The organism is Massilia putida, from assembly GCF_001941825.1.
GTDB classification, from domain to species: Bacteria; Pseudomonadota; Gammaproteobacteria; order Burkholderiales; family Burkholderiaceae_D; genus Telluria; species Telluria putida.
The window spans coordinates 5,499,766-5,522,100 of the sequence record NZ_CP019038.1; the positions used below are offsets into that span (position 1 = coordinate 5,499,766).

The 22,335-nt window shown below is 69.5% G+C and carries 15 protein-coding genes and 1 pseudogene; 10 read left to right on the top strand and 6 right to left on the bottom strand.

Annotated features, from left to right (window positions below):
* Positions 1–15: 15 nt before the first annotated feature.
* Positions 16–2,574, top strand: coding sequence for a hybrid sensor histidine kinase/response regulator (locus BVG12_RS26645; protein ID WP_075795034.1), 2,559 nt, complete (start codon positions 16–18; stop codon positions 2,572–2,574).
* Positions 2,575–2,584: 10 nt separating this feature from the next.
* Here BVG12_RS26645 and BVG12_RS26650 read toward each other — a convergent pair whose 3' ends face one another.
* The gene (locus BVG12_RS26650) at positions 2,585–3,565 is read right to left on the bottom strand and encodes a GlxA family transcriptional regulator (protein ID WP_075795035.1); all 981 of its coding nucleotides are present in this window, start codon (positions 3,563–3,565) and stop codon (positions 2,585–2,587) included.
* 90 nt (positions 3,566–3,655) lie between these two features.
* Here BVG12_RS26650 and BVG12_RS26655 point away from each other — a divergent pair, with 90 nt between their 5' ends.
* Together BVG12_RS26655 and hisN are read left to right on the top strand one after the other, a co-directional pair.
* The gene (locus tag BVG12_RS26655; RefSeq protein ID WP_075795036.1) at positions 3,656–4,456 is read left to right on the top strand and encodes an MBL fold metallo-hydrolase; all 801 of its coding nucleotides are present in this window, start codon (positions 3,656–3,658) and stop codon (positions 4,454–4,456) included.
* A 45-nt stretch (positions 4,457–4,501) separates the two neighbouring features.
* Positions 4,502–5,296 (top strand): histidinol-phosphatase, encoded by a 795-nt coding sequence (hisN, locus tag BVG12_RS26660; protein ID WP_075795037.1) that lies wholly within the window; start codon positions 4,502–4,504, stop codon positions 5,294–5,296.
* A 23-nt stretch (positions 5,297–5,319) separates the two neighbouring features.
* Here the strand turns inward: hisN and BVG12_RS26665 are convergent, their stop codons facing one another.
* The 4 genes from BVG12_RS26665 to BVG12_RS26680 form a co-directional block, all read right to left on the bottom strand.
* Complete coding sequence (locus BVG12_RS26665) at positions 5,320–8,913, bottom strand: GAF domain-containing protein (RefSeq protein WP_075795038.1); 3,594 nt, start codon at positions 8,911–8,913, stop codon at positions 5,320–5,322.
* 162 nt (positions 8,914–9,075) lie between these two features.
* Entirely contained in the window at positions 9,076–11,376 is a 2,301-nt protein-coding gene (locus tag BVG12_RS26670) for a xanthine dehydrogenase family protein molybdopterin-binding subunit (protein WP_075795039.1), read from the bottom strand.
* A complete protein-coding gene (locus tag BVG12_RS26675; RefSeq protein WP_075795040.1) occupies positions 11,373–12,377 on the bottom strand; it encodes an FAD binding domain-containing protein in 1,005 nt (334 codons plus the stop codon). Before BVG12_RS26675 ends, BVG12_RS26670 begins: the two co-directional genes overlap by 4 nt.
* Positions 12,374–12,853 (bottom strand): (2Fe-2S)-binding protein, encoded by a 480-nt coding sequence (locus BVG12_RS26680; protein ID WP_075795041.1) that lies wholly within the window; start codon positions 12,851–12,853, stop codon positions 12,374–12,376. Before BVG12_RS26680 ends, BVG12_RS26675 begins: the two co-directional genes overlap by 4 nt.
* A 304-nt stretch (positions 12,854–13,157) precedes the next feature.
* On the opposite strand from BVG12_RS26680, the gene BVG12_RS26685 reads away from it, so the two are divergent.
* The 6 genes from BVG12_RS26685 (at position 13,158) to BVG12_RS26710 (ending at position 21,121) form a co-directional block, all read left to right on the top strand.
* Positions 13,158–14,954 carry a sensor domain-containing diguanylate cyclase gene (locus tag BVG12_RS26685; RefSeq protein WP_075795042.1) on the top strand — a complete coding sequence of 599 codons (1,797 nt, stop codon included), beginning with the start codon at positions 13,158–13,160 and terminating at the stop codon, positions 14,952–14,954.
* Positions 14,955–15,197: 243 nt separating this feature from the next.
* A complete protein-coding gene (locus BVG12_RS26690; RefSeq protein WP_075795043.1) occupies positions 15,198–17,075 on the top strand; it encodes a potassium transporter Kup in 1,878 nt (625 codons plus the stop codon).
* A gap of 89 nt (positions 17,076–17,164) precedes the next feature.
* Entirely contained in the window at positions 17,165–18,763 is a 1,599-nt protein-coding gene (locus tag BVG12_RS26695) for a sensor domain-containing diguanylate cyclase (protein WP_083685454.1), read from the top strand.
* 45 nt (positions 18,764–18,808) lie between these two features.
* Positions 18,809–19,273 carry a MarR family winged helix-turn-helix transcriptional regulator gene (locus tag BVG12_RS26700; protein WP_075795044.1) on the top strand — a complete coding sequence of 155 codons (465 nt, stop codon included), beginning with the start codon at positions 18,809–18,811 and terminating at the stop codon, positions 19,271–19,273.
* Positions 19,274–19,316: 43 nt separating this feature from the next.
* Positions 19,317–20,066, top strand: a complete 750-nt coding sequence (locus tag BVG12_RS26705) for a hypothetical protein (protein WP_075795045.1) — start codon at positions 19,317–19,319, stop codon at positions 20,064–20,066.
* On the top strand, positions 20,063–21,121 hold the full coding sequence (locus BVG12_RS26710) for a glycoside hydrolase family 43 protein (protein ID WP_075795046.1): 1,059 nt from the start codon (positions 20,063–20,065) through the stop codon (positions 21,119–21,121). Before BVG12_RS26705 ends, BVG12_RS26710 begins: the two co-directional genes overlap by 4 nt.
* Here the strand turns inward: BVG12_RS26710 and BVG12_RS26715 are convergent.
* Positions 21,111–21,710, bottom strand: a pseudogene (locus BVG12_RS26715) (substrate binding domain-containing protein); the annotation flags it as partial. The gene BVG12_RS26710 and the pseudogene BVG12_RS26715 sit on opposite strands and share 11 nt — an antisense overlap.
* A 120-nt stretch (positions 21,711–21,830) precedes the next feature.
* On the opposite strand from BVG12_RS26715, the gene BVG12_RS26720 reads away from it, so the two are divergent.
* On the top strand, positions 21,831–22,295 hold the full coding sequence (locus BVG12_RS26720) for an AtaL-like protein (protein WP_229503722.1): 465 nt from the start codon (positions 21,831–21,833) through the stop codon (positions 22,293–22,295).
* Positions 22,296–22,335 lie beyond the last annotated feature (40 nt).

A 22,335-nucleotide genomic window follows, 5' to 3' on the forward strand; every position in this document is an offset into this window, starting at 1 on the left:
CGGTTTTTTTCTGCGATGGAGACCCAATCCTTACCCGCCGCGTCCTGCCTCGACGACGTGTTCATTACGGCGGAGCTGGAACGGCGTCCGCGCCGGACGCCCGATCACGCGGCCGAGAACCGCGCCATGGTCGCGCTCGCCCGCCAACTGGCCGCCGATCCCCATGGCGTCCCGCAAAAACTGGCCGAGCTCGTGCTGGAGCTGTGCGACGCCGACTCGGCCGGGATCAGCCTGCTCGAGGAATACGACGGCCGCCGCATCTTCCGCTGGCAGGCGGCCGCCGGGCTGTTCGCGGACCACCTGGGTGGCACGATCGCTTTCGAGCGGAGCCCCTGCGGCGTCGTAGTCAACCGCAATCAAACCATGCTGATGCGGTACGGCGAGCGCTGTTTCGAAGCGATGGCCGGTTTCGACCCGCCGATGATCGAAACCCTGCTCGTGCCGTGGGCCGCCGAGGGGCGCGTGCTGGGGACCGTGTGGGTGATCAGCCACCGGGAAGAGCACCGGTTCGATGCCGAGGATGCGCGCGTGTTGCGCAACCTGGCCGATTTCGCGGCCGCCGCGTACCAGGCCATCGTCACGCTCGAAGAAGCGTCCGAGGTCCGGCGCGAGCTGATGCAGGCGGCGGAGGAGCGCACGCGCGTGCTGGCGGGACATAACCGCATGCTCGAACATGAGATCGCCCAGCGGCGCCAGGCCGAGGAAGCATTGCGCGCCAGCGAGCAGCGCTACTGCGATCTGATCGGCGCGATTCCGGCTGGCGTCGTCGCGTGCGACGCGGCGGGGGCGGTCGTGTTCCACAACGCCTGCGCCGACCGGCTGTGCGGTGGTCCGCCCGGCGAGACGCCGGCCTGCTGGGGCCACGAAGCGTGCGCCGCGAACGGTCACCGGCTCGCCAATTTCACGGCACCGCTGCACGAGGTGCTGGCCGGCGGCCAGCCCGTCGTCGACCGCGAACTGGCCATCGAGCGGCCGGACGGCAGCCGCATCGACGTGCTGCTCAACATCACGCCGCTGCGCGACCACGCGGGCAGGGTCGCGGGCGCCGTCAACATCGTGCAGGACATCACGGCGCGCAAACGCATCGAGAACGACTTGCGGGTGTCGGAGCAGCGCTTTCGCACGCTGGCGAACACGGTGCCGGTGCTGATCTGGCAGAACGACGAGCAGGGGCGCTGCATGTTCGTCAACCGGTACTACCTCGACTTCACCGGCAAGGCGTTCGAGGACGTGATGGGCGTGCGCTGGCACGAGCTGGTGCATCCGGACGACGCGCCCGCCTACATCGCCGACTACCTGGATGCCGTGCGCATGCGCCGGCCCTGGCGCAACCTCGACCGCCTGCTGCGCCGCGACGGCCAGTGGCGCTGGTTCGACAATTACGCGCAGCCGCTGTTCGCGCCGGACGGCAGCTATGTGGGCCATGTCGGCGCGTCGCTCGACATCACCGATGCCGTGCTGGCCGAGCAGGCCTTGAAGGAGACCGACCGCCGCAAGGACGAATTCCTGGCCGTGCTGGCGCACGAGCTGCGCAACCCGCTCGCGCCGATCAGCAACGCCGTGCACCTGCTGCGCCATCCGGACGGGCGCCGCCGCGCCGACCGCCTGGTCGAGATGCTGGGCCGCCAGGTGCGCCAGATGATCAAGCTCGTCGACGACCTGCTGGAGATCTCGCGCATCACGCGCGACAAGATCGAGCTGCATCGGCAACCGCTGCTGCTGGCCGACGTCGTGCACGGTGCCGTCGAGACGAGCCGCCCGCTGATCGACCAGCAACGCCACCACCTGGAGGTGCGCCTGCCCGACGAACCGCTCACGCTCTTCGCGGACAGCGTGCGCCTCATGCAGGTCCTCGCCAACCTGCTGAACAACGCGGCCAAGTACACGGACCTGGGCGGGCGCATCGATCTGGAGGCGCGGCGCGTGGGGACCGAGGTCGAGATCACCGTGCGCGACAACGGCATCGGCATCCCGCCCGGCCACTTGCCCGAGGTCTTCGACATGTTCACCCAGGCGCACCGCGCGGCCGGGCGGGGGCAGGGCGGGCTCGGGATCGGGCTTGCGATGGTGCGCAGCCTCGTGCAGATGCATGGCGGCACCGTCGAGGCGAGGAGCGCAGGCGCGGGCCTCGGCAGCGAATTCATCGTGCGCCTGCCGCTGGCGGACGCGCACGATGCGGACGCCGATGCCGCCGCCGCCGGGCACGCGTCACCGCTGGCCGGGCAGCGCATCCTCGTCGTCGACGACAACCAGGACGCGGCGGACACGCTCGCCATGCTGCTGGAAGCGGACGGCGCCCAGGCGCGCGCCGTGTACGACGGTCCGGCCGCGCTGGCCGCGTTGCCCGGCCTGCGTCCGCACGTGGTGCTGCTCGACCTCGGCATGCCGGAGATGGACGGCTTCGAGGTGGCGCGCCGCATCCGCGCCGATCCCACACAGGCCGGCGTGCGCATCGTCGCGCTGACCGGCTGGGGGCAGGAGAGCGACCGCGAACGCACGCGCGGGGCTGGGTTCGATTTTCATCTCACCAAACCGGTCGACCTGGCCATGCTGCACGCGTGGCTCGGGACGTGAGGCGCAGCGTTCAACCCGCGCCGGCACGGAACGCCTTGCGATACGCCGCCGGCGACGTCTGCAGCGCCGCGCGGAAGTGCTGGCGCAGCGACAGCGCGGACCCGAAGCCCGCTTCCCTGGCAACCGCTTCGACGGCCGCATCGCCGGTCTCCAGCATCCAGCGCGCGTGCGCCAGCCGCTGGGCCAGCAGCCATTGCTTGAACGACGTCCCTGTCGCCTGGCGGAAGTGACGTGTGAAGTTACGCCGGCTCATGGCCGCGCGCTGCGCCAGGTCGTCGATGGCGTGGTCCTCGGCCAGGTGCCGCGTCACCCAGTCGAGCACCGCGGACAGCCGGCCGCCGGTGCTCGACACGGGCAGCGGCCGTTCGATGAACTGGGCCTGGCCCCCTTGCCGGTGCGGCGCGACGACGAGCATGCGTGCCACGTGATTCGCGGCGTCCGCGCCGCACAGCCGGCGCATCAGGTGCAGGCAGCAGTCGATGCCGGCCGCCACGCCCGCGGACGTCAGCACGTCGCCGTCGTCCACGTACAGCACGTCCGGATCGACCTTGACGCGCGGGTGGCGGCGCGCCAGTTCGGGCGCCACGGCCCAGTGCGTGGCGGCCGGGCGGCCGTCCAGCAGGCCCGCCTCGGCCACCGGGAACGCGCCCAGGCACAGCGCGACGATGCAGGCGCCGCGTGCGTGCGCCGCGCGCAGAGCCTGCAGCAGCGCGGGTGGCGCCGGGCGGCAGTCGTCGTACCAGGCGGGCATGACGACGATGTCGGCGTCCGCCAGCGCTTCCAGGCCGTGGCGCGGCACGATGCAAAAGCCCGCGCTCGTCGTCAGCGGTACTTCCGGACCGGCGCCGCACACGGTCAGCTCGAAGCGCGAGCGCGCGTCCGCGCCGGGGCGGCCGCTGAACACGAGGCAGGGCACGGCGAGGTGGAAGGGCGTCATGCCGTCGAAGGCGATGACGGCCACGCGGTACGAAACAGGGGCGGATCGGGGCATGGCCCGATTATATCGAAAGGTGTCCTGCGGGCCACTGTCGGCAATCCGGCCGCATGGCGACAATGGTGGCACACCCACCAAGGAGCCGCCATGAAACTGACCCAGATCCGCAACGCCACCCTGCTCATCGACTACGCCGGCAAGACCCTTCTCATCGATCCGCTGCTGGCGGAGCGGGGCGCCTATCCGGGCTTCGCGGGCACGGCCAACAGCCACCTCGCCAATCCCCTCGTCGACCTGCCGGTGCCGCCGGACACGCTGATGGACGTGGACGCCGTGATCGTCACGCACCTGCACCTCGACCACTGGGACGACACGGCGCGCCGCACGCTGCCGCGCGGGCTCCCCGTGTTCGCGCAGAACGAGGCCGACGCGAAGGCCATCCGCGCCGACGGTTTCGGCGACGTGCGGCCGCTCGATGCGGAAGGCGGCACCGCGTTCGACGGCATCCGCATCGACCGCACGGATGGCCAGCACGGCAGCGATACGGTCATGGCCGCGATCGGCGCGCGCATGGGTGAAGTCAGCGGCATCGTGCTGCGCCATCCGGACGAACCCACGCTGTACATCGCGGGCGACACGGTGTGGAACCGGCACGTGGCGGCGGCGCTGGAGACGTATAGACCGGACGTCGTCGTGCTGAACTGCGGCGACGCGCAGGTGCCGGGCCTTGGACCCATCATCATGGACAGCGGCGATGTCGGCCGGGTGGCGCGCGCTGCGCCCCGGGCCGCCATCGTCGCGAGCCACCTGGAGGCCGTGAATCACTGCATGCTGTCGCGCGCCGACCTGCGCGCCTGGCTGGACGGGCAGGGCTTGCGTGCGCGCGTGAGCGTGCCCGACGATGGCGAGGTATGCGTATTCATGCAATCCGGCGCGCGTTCAAGGTAGTATGCGGAGGATGCGGCGCCGTGCCGCGCACCGACGAGGATAGACATGGCCATCGATGCCACCGACTTCGACGAGTACCTGCACTTCGCCAACGAGCTGGCCGACGCGGCGGCGGCCGCGATTTTGCCGCACTTCCGCGCCGGCAGCGGCGCGGAGAACAAGAGCGCGCAGGGCTTCGATCCGGTGACGGCGGCCGACCGCGCCGCCGAGCGGGCGATGCGCGCGCTTATCCGCGCCCGCTATCCGCGGCACGCTATCCTCGGCGAGGAAGAAGGGAAAGAAGACGGTAAACTCGCGGGCAGCGACGGCCTCACCTGGGTGCTGGACCCCATCGACGGCACCAAGGCCTTCCTCCTCGGCCTGCCGCTGTGGGGCACGTTGATCGCGCTGAACGACGGCACGCGTCCCGTGCTGGGCCTGATGAATCAACCGTTCACGCGCGAGCGTTTCGTGGGCACGGCGCAGTGCGCCTGGAACGGCGGACATGTATTGCACACGCGGCCCTGCGCGCAGCTGCCTGATGCCCACGTGATGTGCACGTCGCCCGATATTTTCGATCCCGCCCAGCGCGCCGTCTTCGATGCCGTGGCAGGCCGGGCGCGGCTGCTGCGCTATGGCGGCGATTGCTACGCCTATTGCATGCTGGCGTCCGGCCTCGTCGATGCCGTGATCGAAGCCGGCCTGCAGCCGTGGGACGTGCAGGCGCTGGTGCCGATCATCGAAGGCGCCGGCGGCGTCATCACGGCGTGGGACGGCGGCGACGTCCAGCACGGCGGCACCGTGCTCGCGTGCGGCGACGCGCGCCTGCATGCGCAACTGGTGCGCGAGTTAAATACGTAGGGTGGACGGCTCGCCGTCCGCCCCTACGCCAGCCAGCTTGCCAATGCCTGCAAGTCCACGGGCTTGGTCAGATGATGGTCGAAACCGGCGTCCCGCGCGCGGTCGCGGTCGGCCTGCTGGCTCCAACCCGTGAGCGCGACGATGCGCATGTGCCGCCAGCCCTCCGTCCGCATGGCGCGCGCGACGTCGAAGCCGTCCATCTCCGGCATGCCCAGGTCGAGCAGCACGATGTCCGGCGCGAACGAGGGCAGGCTCGCCAGCGCGGCCGGACCGCTGTACACGGCGCGTGCCCGCGCCCCGCGCGATTCCAGCAGCAGGGCCAACGTGTCGGCCGCGTCAAAGTTGTCGTCGACGACGAGGATGCGGAGGCCGGCCAGCGTACCGCAGGGCGCCGCCGCGCCGTCGTCCGGCGCCATGCCATGCAAGAGCGGGAGGCGGACGATGAACTCGCTGCCCTGACCGGGGCCCGCGCTGTGGGCTTCCACGGTCCCGTCGTGCATCTCGACGAGCTTGCGCGCGATGGCCAGGCCGATGCCGAGGCCGTCGCCGTCGCCCTTGGTGCCCAGGTGCGGCTGCGCGAACATGTCGAACACGTGGGGCAGCTGGGCGGCCGGGATGCCGCGGCCGTTGTCGACCACCGTCAACGCGACGCTGACCCCGCAGCGCTGCGCGGCCAGTTCGATGCGGCCGCCGGCATCCGTGTACTTGGCGGCGTTGTTGATCAGGTTCGTGAGCACCTGCGTCAGGCGCACGGCGTCGCCGTGCACGACCAGGTGTTCGTCCGGCAGCGAGATGTCGAGGCGGTGGCCGGCGCGCTCGACCTGCGGCCGGCTGGCCTCGACGGCGTCGCACACGAGCTCGGAGAGCAGCAGCGGCCGCCGCGCCAGCTCGATCTTGCCGCGCGAGATGCGCGCGATCTCCATCAGGTCGTCGACCAGTTTGACGACCTGCCGCACCTGGCGTTCGACGATGCCGGACAGTTTGTCCGATGCGCGCCGGCCGTCCGGGCGGCGCATCAGCTGGATCGCGTTGCTGATCGGCGCCAGCGGATTGCGCAGCTCGTGCGCCAGCGTGGCGAGGAAGTCGTCCTTGCGCCGGTCGGCATCCTTGAGCGCCTGCTCGGCGCGCACGCGCTCGATCGCGGCCCACGTCCGTTCCGCGGCCTCGCGCACGAGGTTGACTTCCGCGCCGCTCCAGTGGCGCGGCGCCGCGTGGTGCACGCAGAACGCGCCCGCGACGCGCCCGCCGGAATACAGGCCGACCCCGACCTGCGCCGCGATGCCCACGCTCATCCAGCCTTGGCGCGCGACGTGGTCCACCTGCGGGTCGCGCGCCATGTCTTCGACGACGAAGGCTTCGCCGCGTTCGAACGCGGCGAGCGCGCGCATGCCCAGCGCGGGCAGCGGATAGGTGCCGGCCAGCGACGCCGCGCCGTCCACGTGGTCGCGCCGGATGCGGACATTCCCGTCCTCGAACTCGCCGATCAGCACGCGGCTCGCGCCCAGGTGCGCGGCCACCATGCGCGTGGCCGTCGCCTCGATCGCGTCCGCATCGTCCAGCGAGCGCATGGCGTCGGACAGGCGCAGCAGGAAGGCCGCGCGTTCCTCGCTGTCGCGCAGGCGCGCCTCCAGCATGCGCCGGCCCGTCGTGTCGCGCGAGACGCCCACGACCTGTTCGACCGTGCCGTCGTCCGCCAGCACGGGGCCCCAGCGGAACTGGAAGTACGCGCTCGTGCCCGTGGGGCTCGTGAAGAACACTTCGTCCTGGATGGTGACGCCGGTGCGGAAGATGGTGTCGAGATGGTCGTCCAGGCGCGCGGCCAGGTCGGACTGGAATGCAAGGTCGGCGAAGCGGCGCCCGACCATGTCGCCGGCCGTCATGCCGAACAGTTCCTGCATTGCGCGGTTGACGTAGACGAAGCGGTGCGCGCGGTCGAACGCGTACACGAAGTCGGGCAGCGCATCCAGCGTCGTCTTGACGAAACGCGACTGGCGCGTCAGCGCTTCATGGGCCGCTTCGCTTTCGGTCTGCGCCTGCGCGCGCTCGACGGCGGCCCAGGTGCGCTCGGCCGTCTCCTGCATCAGGGCCAGGTCGGCGTCGCTCCAGGCGCGCGCCTGGCCATGGTGCGCGAACAGCACGGCGACGAGGCGGCCGTCCTTCACGAGCGGCACGTCGGCCACCGCCGCGACGCCGAGCGCCGCATGCGCTGCGCGCGCGCCGACGTCCAGCATCGGATCGGCCTGCACGTCCGGCCGCACGACCGGGTGGCCGGTGCGCAGCGCGGCCAGCAGGCCGACGCCGTAGTCGGCGTAGCGCAGCTTGTCCGCGAAGGCCGGCGCCGTGGTGCCGTGGGCGCAGGTGACGATCAGGTGCTCGTCGTCGCCGCAGTCGGCCGCGTAGCCGGTGCGGTCGATGCCGAGATGCTCGCGCAGCACGCGCGCGGCCTCGGCCTGGATGCGGCGCGGATCGGCCAGCGGGCGCAGGATGTCGTTCAGGCGCAGCAGGAAGGCCTGGCGCCGTTCGTCGACGCGCCGGGCCGCATGGCTGCGGTGGCGCTCGATGGCGCTACCCGCCGTGCGCACCAGCAGGTCGAGCCCGGTGCCGTCCGGCGCAGGCGGCCGCGCGAGGGCCAGGCGCAAGGTGCCGAGCACGGCGCCGTCGTGGCCGGGCAGGGGAAGGGCATACGGCAGATCCGCCTGCACGGCGGGGCCGGTCCGCACGACGTCGTTGCGGTAGCCGAACGACGTGCCGTGCGCGCGCTGGGCGAGGATGGCGCGGCCGGCGTCCGGTCCGGCGTGCAGGTCGATGCGTCCCTGCTGGGCGCCGGTCAGCGCGCAGGCACGGTTCAGGACCGGTGCCTGCGCCGCCGGCAGGTCGGCCTGGCCGGGCGCGGCCACGTGCAGCTCGAGCAGCGGACGCAGGATGGCGGGGTTGGCGAGCAGCGCGGCTTCGGCGGCGCCGGGCGCGGCCGGGCCGGAGGCGCGCGTCTCGATCTTGTCGCGCAGCGCCGCGAGGCCGCGTTCGGCGCGCTGGCGGTCGCCGTCGAGCGCCTTCACGACCTGGTGCGCGCACGCGGCGAAGGACGACAGTTCCGCCAGCAGGCGCGCATCCTCGGCATCGAACCGGTGGTCGGGATCGTGCGCGACGGCCCAGACGGTGCCGACCGGCCGGTCGTCGATCGTCCACGGCACCAGCAGGCATTCCGCCAGCGGCGGGCCGCCGCAGCGCAGCGAGGCGAAGCAGCGCTCCGGGGCGTCGAACAACAGCGTGGTGTTGCGCTCGATGACGACGCCGCAAGGGCTGTCATGACGCGGCACCGCGCCGCCCAGCACGCCGGCGTACGTCCCGGCCACCGCAGGCCAGCGGAAGACGTCGCCGTCTTGTCCGCGTTCCAGCACGCTGACGCCGGCGGTGCCGGCGCGGCACAGTTGCAGCGCGAGTTCCGCGAGCCGCTGCATCACGCCTTGCGGATGCGTCACGAGCTCGCGGCTGAGCAGGGTGAGCGCGCGGCTCTCCGCACAGTAATCGGGCGCACGCGCCTGGCGGCGTGCGAGTTCGTGCGTGATCAAGACCTCGTCGAGGCTTACCTCGACATTGCCCGTGTCGTTATGCGTCATGTCTTCTCGTCCGTTGTTATGCCGGGCAGACTCACTGCGGCTGGGCCGCGAACGGGAAGAATAGGGGCAGATCGTTCGCCAGGGCAAGCGAAAGATGAGTTTTGGCGGGCTTTCGAATGAGCCAGTGTTGCCGATGCGACGAATCGCATTCCAGCTGGAAATTTACTTTCTCACGGGCACCTCATGATCGCCCAGCAGGACCTTGTCCGGCGTGATGGGCGTCGTACGCAGGCGCGTGCCGGTGGCGTGGAAGACGGCGTTGGCGACGGCCGCCGCCACGCCCACGATGCCGATCTCGCCCACGCCCTTGGCTCCCAGCTGCTTGCTGACGATGCGGTCTTCCTCGTCGGCGAAGATCACCTGGATGTCGTGGATGTCCTTGTGGGCCGCCACGTGGTAGTCCGCAAAGTTGTGGTTCATGAAGCGCCCCAGGCGGTGGTCCGTGAACGTCTCTTCGTGCAGCGCCTGGCTGATGCCCCACACGACGGCGCCGCTGACCTGGCTGGCGGCCGTCTTCGCATTGATGACGCGGCCGGCCGCCACCGCGCTGACGGCGCGCGTCACCCGCACCATGCCGAGCGGCTCGTTCACGCGCACTTCGACGAAGACGGCCGAGTGCACGGCGCGCGTGTATTTGCGCTGCTTGAGCATCTGCGGCGTCATCAGGAATTTTTCCTCGAGCCTGTCTTTACGTGCCTGCGCCAGCAGGTCCGTGAGGCGCAGGCCATCGGCCGGCCGGCCGCGCAGGTGGATGCGGCCGTCCGCGAACTCGACGTCCTTCGCCTTGCGGCCCTTGAACAGCGGGTCTTTTTGCGCCAGCTTGAACAAGGCCCTTTTGAGCTTGTCGCAGGCGCCGGCCACACCGCCGCCCACCGTCGTCACGTGCGACGAGCCCCCTTCGACGGGCGCCAGCGGCAACGTGGAATCGCCCAGCTGGAACGTCACCCGTTCGAGCGGCAGGCCGAGGCGCTCCGCGGCGATCATCGCCATCACCGTGTACGTACCGGTGCCGATGTCGGACGCGGCGCTCGACACGACGAGCCGCCCGTCCGCATGCAGCACGGCCGACACGCGCGCCACCATCACGAGCGAATCCCAGATGCCCGTCGCCATGCCCCAGCCGATGAGTTCGTCGCCTTCGCGCATCGAACGGGGCTCGATGGGACGGTCGCGCCAGCCGAAGCGCTCGGCGCCGAGCCGGTAGCACTGGCGCAGCGCCTTGCTGGAGAACGGCTTGTCGTTCAGGTGATTGTGTTCCGCGTAGTTTTTCAGGCGCAGGTCGAGCGGGTCCATCTTGAGCGCGTACGCCAGCTCGTCCATCGCCACTTCCATCGCGTGCACGCCGTGCGCGGCGCCGGGGGCGCGCATGTCGATCGGTGTCGCGCGGTCCTGCTCGACGAGCCGGTAGCCGAGGTGGATGTTGTCGCAGGCGTACAGCTGCCCGGACCAGTTGACGACGACTTCCACGTAGTCCTCCAGGCGCGACGTTTCCTGGATCGCCTCGTGCCATACCGCCTGCAACTTGCCGTCGCGGTCGGCCGCCAGTTTGACCTTGTGCCACGTCTCCGGGCGGTGGCCGAAGCTGAACATCTGCTGGCGCGTGAGCACGACGCGCACGGAGCGCTTCAGCTTCAGCGCGCCCATCACGGCGAGCGGCAGCTGGTATTGCGGACGCAGGCCCAACCCGAACGCGCCGCCGACGTACGGATTGCGCACCGTGACCTTGTCCTTCGACAGCCCGAACACGTGCGACACATACCAGCGGCTGTTCTGCGAACTCTGGGTCTTGTCGTAGATCGTCAGGTGCCCGTCCGCGCCGTGGACGACGGTGGAAGCGAACATCTCCATCGGGTTGTGGTGCTCGACGGCGTTGTAGTACTCCGCCTCGATTTTAAAGGGCGCGGCATCGAATGCTCTGTCGGCGTCGCCTTTCGTGCCCGGCGGCGTGAAGCCCGCCTTCATCGGCCGCGGTGCGTAGGCCTTGTTCAGGCTCGCCAGCAGGTCGGTGTCGTGTTCCTCGACGTCGTACGTGACGCGCACGAGGCTGGCGGCGTGGCGCGCGGCCTCGAACGTCTCCGCCACGACGAGCGCCACCGGCTGGCCGCTCCAGAACACGCGGCTTGAAAACAAAGGCCGGAACGGCGAGCCGCCGGGCGCCGTCATGTCCTTGTACGCGAGGTCGTGCGCGCGCATCTTCGGCCGGTTCTCGTGCGTGATCACGTCGATCACGCCGGGCACGGCGCGGGCCGCGGCCGCATCGATGGCCTTGATGCGGCCGCGCGCGACGGTGCCGCTGACGACGACGCCGTACGCAAGATCCGGCGCCGGGATCTCGGCCGCGTAATGCGCTTCTCCCGTGACCTTGGCGCGGCCGTCGACGCGCGAGACGGCCATGCCGCCGTGCACGCGGCCCGTGCCGGTGGGTGCCGTCGGGGTGCGCAGTTCGGGGATCAGGTCGGTCATCGTTGCTCCCCTTTTTGCAGCGCCCTGGTCAATGCCTGGATGATGGCGTTCCGCGCCAGCGGTATCTTGAAATCGTTCTGGCCGTAGCCGCGCGCGCCTTGGAGGATGCGGTCGGCCGTCCGGGCGAACGCCGATTCGGTCGCGCGCTGGCCCGCGAGCAGGTCTTCCGCCGCCTCGACCCGCCACGGCTTATGCGCGACGCCACCCAGTGCGATGCGGGCCGCGCGGATCGTGCCGTCGGCGGCGACATCGAGCGCGGCCGCCACCGACACGAGCGCGAACGCGTACGACAGCCGGTCGCGCACCTTGATGTACTCGAAGCGCTGCGCGAAGCGGCGCGCGTCGGGCAGCACGATGTGCGTGATCAGTTCGCCGGGCTGCAGGACGCTGTCGACGTCGGGACGGTCGCCCGGCAGGCGGTGGAAGTCGGCGAAGGGAATCTGCCGCCCGCCGCTCGCCGCGCGCACGTGCACGGTCGCGTCGAGCGCGCGCAGGGCCACGCACATGTCGGACGGATGCGTGGCGATGCATTGCTCGCTCGTGCCGAGGATCGCCAGCTGGCGGTTGATGCCGGCCCTGGCGGGACAGCCCGTGCCCGGCTCGCGCTTGTTGCACGGCGTGCCCACGTCATAGAAATAGACGCAGCGCGTGCGCTGCAGCAGGTTGCCGCCGTTCGTCGCCATATTGCGCAGCTGGGGCGACGCGCCGGCCAGGATCGCGGCGGACAGCAGCGGATAGCGCTCGCGCACGAGCGGGGCCGACGCGGTGTCCGCGTTGCGGGCGAGGGCGCCCAGGCGCAGGCCGTCGCCGTCTTCCTCGATGACGTCCAGGCCCGCGCTCGCGACCGGGTTGATGTCGACCAGGCCGGACGGTCGCATGACGCCTTCCTTGATCAGGTCCAATAGATTCGTGCCGCCGGCAATGGGCCGCGCGCCCGGCGCGGCGAGGGCGGCCAGCACGGCGTCGACGTCCTTCGGCTGGATGAACGTGAACGGGTTCATGGCCGGATGCCCATCACGTCGCAGACGGCCCGCGCGATCTGCGGATAGGCGCCGCAGCGGCACAGGTTCCCGCTCATCAGCTCGCGCACGTCGTCGGCCGTCTTCGCCTGGCCCTCGGCGACGAGGCCGGCCGCCGAACAGATCTGGCCCGGCGTGCAGTAGCCGCACTGGAACGCATCGTGGTCGATGAACGCCTGCTGCAGCGGATGCAGCGTATCGCTTGTGGCCAGGCCCTCGATCGTCGTGACCTCGTGGCCGTTCTGCATGACGGCAAGCGTGAGACAGGCATTGATGCGGCGGCCGTCCAGCAGCAACGTGCACGCGCCGCACTGGCCGTGGTCGCAGCCCTTCTTGGTGCCGGTCAGGCCGGCGCGTTCGCGCAGCAGGTCGAGCAGGGTGACCCAGGCTTCGACCTCGAAGGTGCGGTCCTGGCCGTTGATGCGCAGCCGGATCGGGTACTGCTGGCAGGCGTCCATGACCGTCCTCGTTGAGCGGAGGCTCTACCTTACGGATCCGGCCACGGCCGTTCGGTTCGCTGACGCACACAATCGAAGTGTGACATTTGTGCAGCAAAATTCATGTTTTTCGCATAAGAAATGAATTCTAGCCAATTCTTTCGCTGTAGAATGTTTGCGAAGTTTTATGACGGCACGTCGTGTGCCTTCGATGCAACGGTTGTGGCCATAGCGCACAGCCTGGTGATAATCGGATAGAATTTCTTGCGCAGGCTGCGTGGTCCGATGCCGCCCGTTCGTTCTTCGCAGTCAGGCAAGGATGCTCATGCTCAGTCAACAAGATCTTGCGGAAGAAGCGCGCATACAGGCCTTGCACGCCTTGGGGCTGCTCGACACACCCCGGGAAGACCGGTTCGACCGTTTCACCCGCCTGGCCGCGGCCTCGTTCCGCGTGCCCATCGCGGTCGTCTCGCTCATCGACCGCGAGCGCCAGTGGTTCAAGTCGCGCGTCGGCCTGGCGTATTGCGAGACGCCGCGTTCGATCGCCTTCTGCAGCCACGCCATCGCCCTGGACGACATGCTCGTCGTACCCGACACGCTGCAGGACGAGCGCTTCCAGGACCATCCGCACGTGACGGGCGCGCCCGGCATCCGTTTTTATGCCGGCCAGCCGCTGCACAGCCTCGACGGCCAGCCGCTCGGCACCCTGTGCATCATCGACACGGTCCCGCGCGCATTCGGCGACGCCGACCGGCAACTGCTGTGCGACCTGGCGCGCCTGGTCGACGACGAACTCAATCGCGACGCGCTCGTGACGGCGCGCCTGCGCGCGGCCGCCGAACAGGCCATGCGGCAGAAGCAGGCATTGCTCGACGCCGTGCTGGAGACGGTGGACGTGGGCGTGGTCGCGTGCGACGCCGACGGCCGCCTGACGCTGTTCAACCGCGCGGCCCGCGACTTCCACGGCCTCGACGCGGACAGCGGCCTGACGATGTCCGACTGGCCCGCCCGCTACGATTTGTACGGCGAGGATGGTTTGACGCCGCTGGCCCCGGAACAGGTCCCGCTCGCGCGCGCACTGCGCGGCGAGCGCGTGCGCGACGCCGGCATAACGATCCACGTGCCGGGCAGTGCGCCGCGCCGCCTGCTGGCGAGCGGGCGCGCGCTGCAGGGCGCGGGCGGCGAGCCGCTGGGCGCCGTCGTCGCGATGCACGACGTGACGGAACTGGCCGCATCGCGCGCGCGCCTGGCCGAGAGCGGCGAGTGGCTGCGCACCATCGCCGACAACGTGCCGGCGCTGATCGCCTACGTCGACACCGGCCTGCGCTACCGCTTCGCCAACGAGCGTTACCGCGAGTGGTTCGGCGTGAGGAGCCAGGACATGATCGGCAGGACCGTGCTCGAATCGATGGGCGAAGCGTTCTATGCGCCGCGGCGCGAAGCGCTGGAGCGCTGCTTGTCCGGCCATGCGTCGCACCTGGAGATCGAGGAAGTCCGGCGCGGCCGCACCCGCGTGATCAGCTCGACCTATCTGCCGCACGTGCGCGACGGCGTCGTGCAAGGCATCTATGTGCTGTCGACGGACGCCACGTCGGCGCGCGAATACGAGCGCCAGCTGCACGCGCTCGCCCATTCCGATCACCTGACGGGATTGCCGAACCGGCGCAGCTACGAGGAACGGCTGGCGCAGGCCGTCGCGCGCGCGCGCCGCGGCGCCGCGCCGCTCGCGCTGGCGTATCTCGACATCGACCACTTCAAACAGATCAACGATGGCCTCGGCCATGCCGTGGGCGACGCCGTGCTGCGCGAATTCGCGCAGCGCCTGTCCGCCACCGTGCGCAGTTCGGACACCGTGGCGCGCCTGGCCGGCGACGAATTCGTCGTCGTGCTGGAGCAGGTCGGTTCGCCCTTGGAATGCGAGCGCATCGCGGCCAAGCTGCACGATGCGATCCGGTTGCCGTTCGCACTCGACGGCCGCGCGCTGCAGGTCACGAGCAGCATCGGCATCGCGTGGAGTCCGCACCCGGACCCGTCCGCGCTGGCCCATGTGGCGGACGAAGCCTTGTACCGCTCCAAGCACGAGGGGCGCGACAGGGCGTCCGTGTTCGTCGTCGGGGCCTGACCCGAGGCAGCTGGAACCGGTAACCGACGCCGGTCCCGGTGATCATGTCCCGGGCCGGATTGTCTTCCGGCTTATGGCGCAGGTGTCCCATAGAGATCCGCAGGCAGCGGGCATGGCCCGCCCGGTTCGGGCCCCACACGTTGCGCAGCAGCCGGGGGCAGGCGCCGTCGCCAGGCATCTTTTTACAAAATATTTATGTGCCGCCCGGTACGATGCCAGTCAGGTACATTCCTGGAGCATTGCTTGGATACGCAGCAGAACAACAAGAAAGTGGCAGGTCTCGCCCTGGCCGCCATCGGCATCGTGTATGGCGACATCGGCACCAGTCCGCTGTACTCGCTGAAGACCGTCTTCGACCCCACGCATGGTCTGGCGCTCACGCCGGCCAACCTGATCGGCGTGGTGTCGCTGATCTTCTGGGGCCTCTCCGTCATCGTCTCGCTGAAATACGTGACGCTGGTCCTGCGCGCCGACAACCGCGGCGAAGGCGGCATCATGGCGCTCCTGGCGCTCGCGCTGGCGGCCATCGGCGACCGCAAACGCCTGCACGTCGCGCTGCTCCTGATCGGGGTGTTCGGCGCGTCCCTGTTCTATGGCGACAGCGTGATCACGCCGGCGATTTCGGTGCTGTCGGCGGTCGAAGGCCTGGAGGTCGCCACGCCGGCGCTGCAGCCGTACGTCGTGCCGCTGACGATCGTCATTCTGGTATGCCTGTATGCGGTCCAGAGCCACGGCACCGCCGGCATCGGGCGCTGGTTCGGCCCGATCATGCTGCTGTGGTTCGCGGCGCTGGCGGCAATGGGCGTCGTGAACATCGTGCAGAGCCCCGGGATCCTGGTCGCGCTCAATCCGTGGCATGCGCTGCGCTTCTTCATCGACAACCGCGGCACCGCGTTTCTCGCGCTCGGCGCCATCGTGCTGGCATTCACGGGTGCCGAGGCGTTGTACGCCGACATGGGGCACTTCGGCCGCAAGCCGATCCGGCTCGCGTGGTTCGCCGTCGCGTTTCCCGCGCTCGCCCTGAACTATCTCGGCCAGGGCGGCCTGCTGCTGGCCCGTCCCGACGCGATCGCCAATCCGTTTTACCAGCAGCTGGGCAGCTGGAGCGTCTATCCGCTGGTCATGCTGTCGACCATCGCGACCGTCATCGCATCGCAGGCGACGATCTCCGGCACGTTCTCGATGACCAAGGAGGCGATCGCGCTCGGCTTCCTGCCGCGCATGCGCATCGTGCACACCTCGGAACGCGAGATCGGGCAGATCTATCTTCCGGTGATCAACTGGCTCCAGCTGATCGCGGTGCTGCTGGCCGTCGTCGGCTTCGGCTCGTCCGACAACCTGGCGTCGGCCTACGGCATCGCCGTCACCGCGACGATGCTGGCCACCACGATCCTCACCTATTTCGTGATCCGCTACCGCTGGCGCATGAACCTCTTGCTGTGCCTGGCCGCGACCGGATTTTTCCTGGCGGTCGACGTGGCGTTCTTTTCGGCGAACGTCCTCAAGGTGCTGCATGGCGGCTGGTTCCCGCTGACGCTGGGCGTGCTGCTGTTCACCCTGATGCTTACGTGGCGCCGGGGCCGCCAGCAGGTGTTCGACAATCTGCAGAAGCACGCCATTCCGCTCGACGCTTTCCTCGAATCGCTGTTCATCGCGCCGCCGGCGCGGGTTCCCGGCACGGCGATCTTCCTGCGTGGCGAAAGCGATGGCGTACCGCATGCGATGCTGCACAATCTTTCGCATAACAAGGTTGTGCACGAACGTACCGTGTTCCTCACCGTACACATCAGCGACGAGCCCCGTGTCGAACCGCAGTCCCGGATCCGCATCACCGGGCTGGGCCACGGCTGCCATCAGTTGGACGTGACGTTCGGCTTCAAGGACGAGCCGGACATTCCCGGCATTCTCGTCCTCTGCGCAAGCCACGGCCTGGCCTTCGACATGATGCAGACATCGTTCTTCATCGCGCGGCAGACCGTGATCTCGACGCCGGGCGCGGGCATGGCACCCTGGCGCGAGCATCTGTTCGTCGCGATGCAGCGCAACGCGCGCGATGCCGCCGATTACTACCTTATCCCGACCAACCGGGTCATCGAACTGGGAACGCAGGTGGAGATTTAGAGGCGGTCGATCGCACGGGGTGCCGTGCGCCGGTGGACGCCACGCCGCGACGCGGCTAAGCTGGATCCCGGAGCGATTCGGAGCATCGCATGGACAATTCCGATGACAGCGCCGGCCACGAGGCCGGACAGGCCGGTCCCGCACTGCCTGTGCTCGACGTGCCGCGCCGCCCATTGGTCGCGCTGGCCATCGGGCTGCTGTCCTGTTTTTGCCTGCTGCTGGCCGGCCTGGAGGCGTGGAGCGCGTGGCACGCGTATCAAAAGGAGCTGGAAGACAGCCGCGTCGCCACGGCCAATATGGCGCGGGCGCTGGCATCGCATGCGGAGACGTCGATCAAGCTGGGCGACGCCGTGCTGGCCGAGATGGTCGAGCGCATCGAGCACGACGGCCTGGACGACGAGGCCACGACGCGCCTGACGAATCGGCTGCGCAACATCACGCGCGACGTCGGCGAACTGCACGGCCTGTTCGTCTACGGCCCGGACGGCAAGTGGCTGACGTCGTCGCTGCCGCGCCCCATGCAGGGCAATAATTTTGATCGCGAATATTTTCAATACCACCTGCTGCACACCGGGCGCGGCACGCACGTGAGCGTGCCCGTGCGCAGCCGCTCGACCGGCGCGTGGATCCTGCCGCTGTCGCGCCGCATCGAGGCGCCCGACGGCAGCTTCGCGGGGGTGGCGCTGGCCACGCTCAATCTGGCGTGGTTCGGCCGCTTCTACGACAGCTTCGACGTCGGCAAGAACGGCACGATCGTGCTGGCGCACGACAACGGCACGCTGATCTACCGCCGCCCGTTCCACGACGAGCAGGTGGGCATGGACATCCGCAACGGCACCATCTGGCAACGGGCCGGGCGCAGCAGCCAGCCCGGCTCGGTCATGCTGACGCCGCGCATCGACAACGTCGAGCGCCTGTACAGCTACCGGCACCTGCAGGGCTTCCCGCTGTTCGTCGCCAGCGGCGAGGCCAAGGACGACATCCTGGCCGGCTGGCGCCGCAACACGTTGCAGACGGCGGTGCTGGGCCTGGCCGCGCTGCTCGTGCTGGCCTGGGGCGGCGGCATCCTCGTGGGCCAGATCCGCGTCCGCGAGCGGCTCGAACGCGACCTGCGCCGCGCGGGCGCCGTGCTGCAGCGCCACAATGCCTCGCTGCAGAACCTGGCCGAGCGCGACGGCCTGACGGGCCTGGCCAACCGCCGCCTGTTCGAGGACCGCCTCGTACGCGAATACGAGCGCGCGCGCCGCAGCGGCGCGCCGTTCGCCCTCGTCATGGCCGACATCGACCACTTCAAGCAGTACAACGACCGCTTCGGCCACCTGGCCGGCGACGAATGCCTGCGCAAGGTGGCCGGGGCCGTCGCCGACGGCGCGCGCCGTCCGGCCGACCTGGCCGCGCGCTACGGCGGCGAGGAATTCGCCGTGATCCTGGCCGATACCGATCTGGCCGGCGCCAACGCGGTGGCCGACCGGATCCGCGCGGTCGTGGCAAGCCTCGACCTGCGCCATCCGGACAACCCCGCCGGGCGCGTCAGCCTCAGCATGGGCGTGTACGTCGGCCATCCCGCCTTGGCCGAGCGCAACGATCCGCTGGCCTGGGTCGACGTGGCCGACCGCCTGCTGTACCAGGCCAAGGGCGCCGGGCGCAACCGCGTCGTCGCGCGCGAAGGCCACGAGGCCGCGGCGTGACGCCTGCCGTGCGCCGCACCGCCGCGGAAGGCCTACACTGGCATCATGGAAGCGAACGAAACATCTGCGGAGCAAGGGAGGCGGACGCCTGTCCTCGACGACCAGTTGTGTTTTGCGCTGTACTCGACCGGCCTGGCGATGACCAAGGTGTACCGCAAGCTGTTGCGCAAGCTGGACCTGACTTACCCGCAATACCTCGTCATGCTGGTGCTGTGGGAAAAGGACGAGCAGACGGTGTCCGAGATCGGCGCCCGGCTGTTCCTGGACTCGGCCACCTTGACGCCGCTGCTCAAGCGGCTGGAGGCGGCCGGACTCGTGACCCGGACCCGTTCCGCCCTCGACGAGCGGCAGGTCGTCGTGGCCCTGAGCCCCGCCGGCCGCGCGCTGGAGCAGGAAGCCGCCGCGATCTACGAGGGCGTACTGTGCGCCACCGGCTGCGCGCCGTCCCAGCTGGCTGCCATCAAGGGGCAGCTCGATATGTTGCGCGGCAAGCTGGCTCACCACACGTGAGCGGCGCCGGCGCGGCGGCGTACGGCTGTGTCAGAATGTCGGAATGGACAAATTACTTTCGGAATTGACCCGCCTGTACCTGCTGCCGGACAGCCCGGCCGCGCAGGCACTGGCCCAACGCAGCGCCGGCGGGGCGTGCGCGCCCGTCGGCCTCGCATCGAACGACGGGTTCACGCGCGCCATCGCGATCCCGTTCCGCAACGCGGCTGGCAGCAACGTCCAGCACTGGGAGCGCCTGTGCGCCGTCGCGAACGGCTTGCAGGCCGACTTCGGTTTTCCGGCGCCGGCCGTGAGCGTCGCCAGCGCGGGCGGCTTCGTGCTGTGGCTGTCGCTGGCAACGCCCGTCACGGTGGCCGATGCGCGCCGCTTCGTCGACGGCCTGGGGCGTTTGTGGCCGGACACGCTGCCGCCCGCCGACGTCGTCACCGACCCCGTCGAATTGCCGCCGTGCCTGAACGGGGCCACCGGCACATGGGCCGCGTTCATCCACCCGGGCATGGGCGCATCGTTCGCGGACGAATCCGGGCTCGACATGCCCCCGCCCGCGGCGGGGCAGGTCGCGTTTCTCGACGGGCTGGACAGCATCACGGCCGAGCAGTTTGACGAAGCGCTGGCCCGGCTGGCACCGGCGCCGCCGGTGCGGCAACCCGCCCCGCCGGCGCCGCGCGACGTCCCTGTGCCGGAGGGCCTGCTGCTCAAGGACGCGACATTGGAAGACATCGTCCGTCTCCTGCACGCGCGTCACATCGAACCGACGTTCCGCTTCAACCTTCCCGAGACTCCGACACGATGAACATCCGTCCGGCCCTGCGCCGCCTGCTGTTTGCGGCCGCGGCCATGGCCGGCGTCGCCGCGCATGCGGCCAATCCGATCGTCGAAGGGTGGTACGCCGATCCGGAAATCCGCATCTTCGACGACACGTACTGGATCTATCCGACGTATTCCGACGACTTCGGCACGCCGGACCGGTCGCGGGCGTTCACGGCGCAACAGCAGCGCATGCGGGCCCGGTCGGACCTGATCTGGGCACCGTTCCTCAAGCAGACGTTCATCAACGCCTTCTCGTCGCGCGATCTGGTGCACTGGACGCGGCACGAGCACGTACTGGATGTCGCGGACGTGGCCTGGGCCGCCTACGCCGTGTGGGCGCCGTCGGCCATCGAACACCGGGGCAAGTACTACCTGTTCTTCGGCGCGAACGACATCAAGAGCAACGACCAGCTGGGCGGCATCGGCGTGGCGGTGAGCGATCGTCCCGAAGGACCGTTCAAGGATGCACTCGGCAAACCGCTGATCGGGCAGATCCGCAACGGCGCGCAGCCGATCGACCAGATGGTCTTCAAGGACGACGACGGCCAGGCGTACATGGTCTACGGCGGCTGGAAGCATGCCAACGTCGTCAAGCTGGCGCCGGACCTGCTCGGTGTCGTGCCGTTCCCGGACGGGACCACGTACAAGGAGATCACGCCCGACCCGGCGTACGTCGAAGGCCCGTTCATGGCCAAGCGCAAGGGTGTGTATTACTTCATGTGGTCGGAAGGCGGCTGGACGGGGCCGGACTACCGCGTCGCCTATGCCATGGGTACGTCGCCGTTCGGCCCGTTCAAGCGGATCGGCACGATCCTCGCGCAGGACGGCCGCATCGCGCGGGGCGCGGGCCACCATTCCATCGTCAACGTGCCCGGCACCGACGAGTGGTATATCGCCTACCACCGCCGGCCGCTGGGCGACGACGAGGGCAACCATCGGGAGATGGCCATCGAACGCCTGTATTTCAACGACGACGGCACGATCCGGCCGGTGGTCATGACGCACGAGGGCGTGGCGCCGCGGCCGCTTACCCGGTGAGGTAAGCCGCCAGCTCGTCCGGCGTGCCTTGCGGGAACGCCGCCTTGAGGTAGTCGAGGAAGGCCGACACGCGTGCGCTCAGCAGCTTGCGCGACGGATACAGCGCCCACAAGGCGATCTCGGGCCCGGCCACGTCGCCCCAGCGCACCAGCGTGCCGGCGGCGAGATCGTGGCTGACGACGGAGACGGGCAGGCAGCCGGCGCCGACGCCCGCGCGCACCGCGTCGCGCACCATCGCGAGCGACGACAGGCGCAGCACCGGGTCGATCGCGATGTCGGGCTGTCCCGTCACGATCCAGGCCGTGTGCTCGCTCCCGGTCCGCACGACGGCGGGCGCCGCCCGGCGCGGGCGGGCCAGCGCCGGACTCGCCACGACGGCCAGCCGGTCGCGCAAGAAGATCCGGCCCACGAGGTTCTCGTCCCGATCCGGGTTCACGCGAGTCACGAGGTCGACACCTTCCTCGACCATGCCGACGGGCCGGTCTTCCGTCGTGACTTCCAGCCGGACCTCCGGATAGCGCAACGCGAACCCGGCCGCCAGTTTTCCCATCGCCGTCTGCGAGAACAGCAGCAGCGCGCTGATCCGCAGCCATGTGTTTCACCAGCGAGACGGGGTGTCCAAATATGCCGTCTATCGGCGCACCTGTGGGACGTCCAAGCTGTGAAGCGTCAACCGGCACCATTTCTGCTTCTCAACCCGGCAGGGGAGATGCCGCTGACCCGCGCACAGGCCTGGAGCGGACTCGTGCTCAAGGCACGCGACGCCCGCGCATTCCTCCCGCCCAACCTGTGCACGCGTTGCGACGTCGTCGAGGAAAGCGCGACGCATATCGTGCGCGACGCGACCATCGGCGGCGCCGACCTGCGCGAAATCATCGTCTTCGAGCCGGAACACAAGGTCTCGTTCTTCCAGGCGAGCGGCCCGCGCGAAGGCGTCATCGTCAACGAGTTGTTCGAGGCCGAGACCGGCGCGCTGCAACTGAAGTTCTATTGCTACACCGGCCTGCGCGGCAAGGCGCCGGGCGTCCCGAGGCGCAGGCCGAGCAGGCCTGGATGGACAGCGACAAGGGTTACAAGACCGCCTTGTCGTCGACGCTCGAGCGGACCCGCGCGTTGCTTGCGCAAGTGCGGCTGTGACCGTTCGTCTTCGGCTTTTCCGAAGTTCAATTTCTGATATTTCTGGTTCTTCTGGTGACCTGTCAGCTATACACTTT

Coding starts and splice junctions, on each gene's coding strand:
- BVG12_RS26645 (WP_075795034.1), top strand. CDS start 16: ATGGAGACCCAATCCTTACCCGCCGCGTCCTGCCTCGACGACGTGTTC.
- BVG12_RS26650 (WP_075795035.1), bottom strand. CDS start 3,565: ATGCCCCGATCCGCCCCTGTTTCGTACCGCGTGGCCGTCATCGCCTTC.
- BVG12_RS26655 (WP_075795036.1), top strand. CDS start 3,656: ATGAAACTGACCCAGATCCGCAACGCCACCCTGCTCATCGACTACGCC.
- hisN (WP_075795037.1), top strand. CDS start 4,502: ATGGCCATCGATGCCACCGACTTCGACGAGTACCTGCACTTCGCCAAC.
- BVG12_RS26665 (WP_075795038.1), bottom strand. CDS start 8,913: ATGACGCATAACGACACGGGCAATGTCGAGGTAAGCCTCGACGAGGTC.
- BVG12_RS26670 (WP_075795039.1), bottom strand. CDS start 11,376: ATGACCGACCTGATCCCCGAACTGCGCACCCCGACGGCACCCACCGGC.
- BVG12_RS26675 (WP_075795040.1), bottom strand. CDS start 12,377: ATGAACCCGTTCACGTTCATCCAGCCGAAGGACGTCGACGCCGTGCTG.
- BVG12_RS26680 (WP_075795041.1), bottom strand. CDS start 12,853: ATGGACGCCTGCCAGCAGTACCCGATCCGGCTGCGCATCAACGGCCAG.
- BVG12_RS26685 (WP_075795042.1), top strand. CDS start 13,158: ATGCTCAGTCAACAAGATCTTGCGGAAGAAGCGCGCATACAGGCCTTG.
- BVG12_RS26695 (WP_083685454.1), top strand. CDS start 17,165: ATGGACAATTCCGATGACAGCGCCGGCCACGAGGCCGGACAGGCCGGT.
- BVG12_RS26700 (WP_075795044.1), top strand. CDS start 18,809: ATGGAAGCGAACGAAACATCTGCGGAGCAAGGGAGGCGGACGCCTGTC.
- BVG12_RS26705 (WP_075795045.1), top strand. CDS start 19,317: ATGGACAAATTACTTTCGGAATTGACCCGCCTGTACCTGCTGCCGGAC.
- BVG12_RS26710 (WP_075795046.1), top strand. CDS start 20,063: ATGAACATCCGTCCGGCCCTGCGCCGCCTGCTGTTTGCGGCCGCGGCC.
- BVG12_RS26720 (WP_229503722.1), top strand. CDS start 21,831: ATGCCGCTGACCCGCGCACAGGCCTGGAGCGGACTCGTGCTCAAGGCA.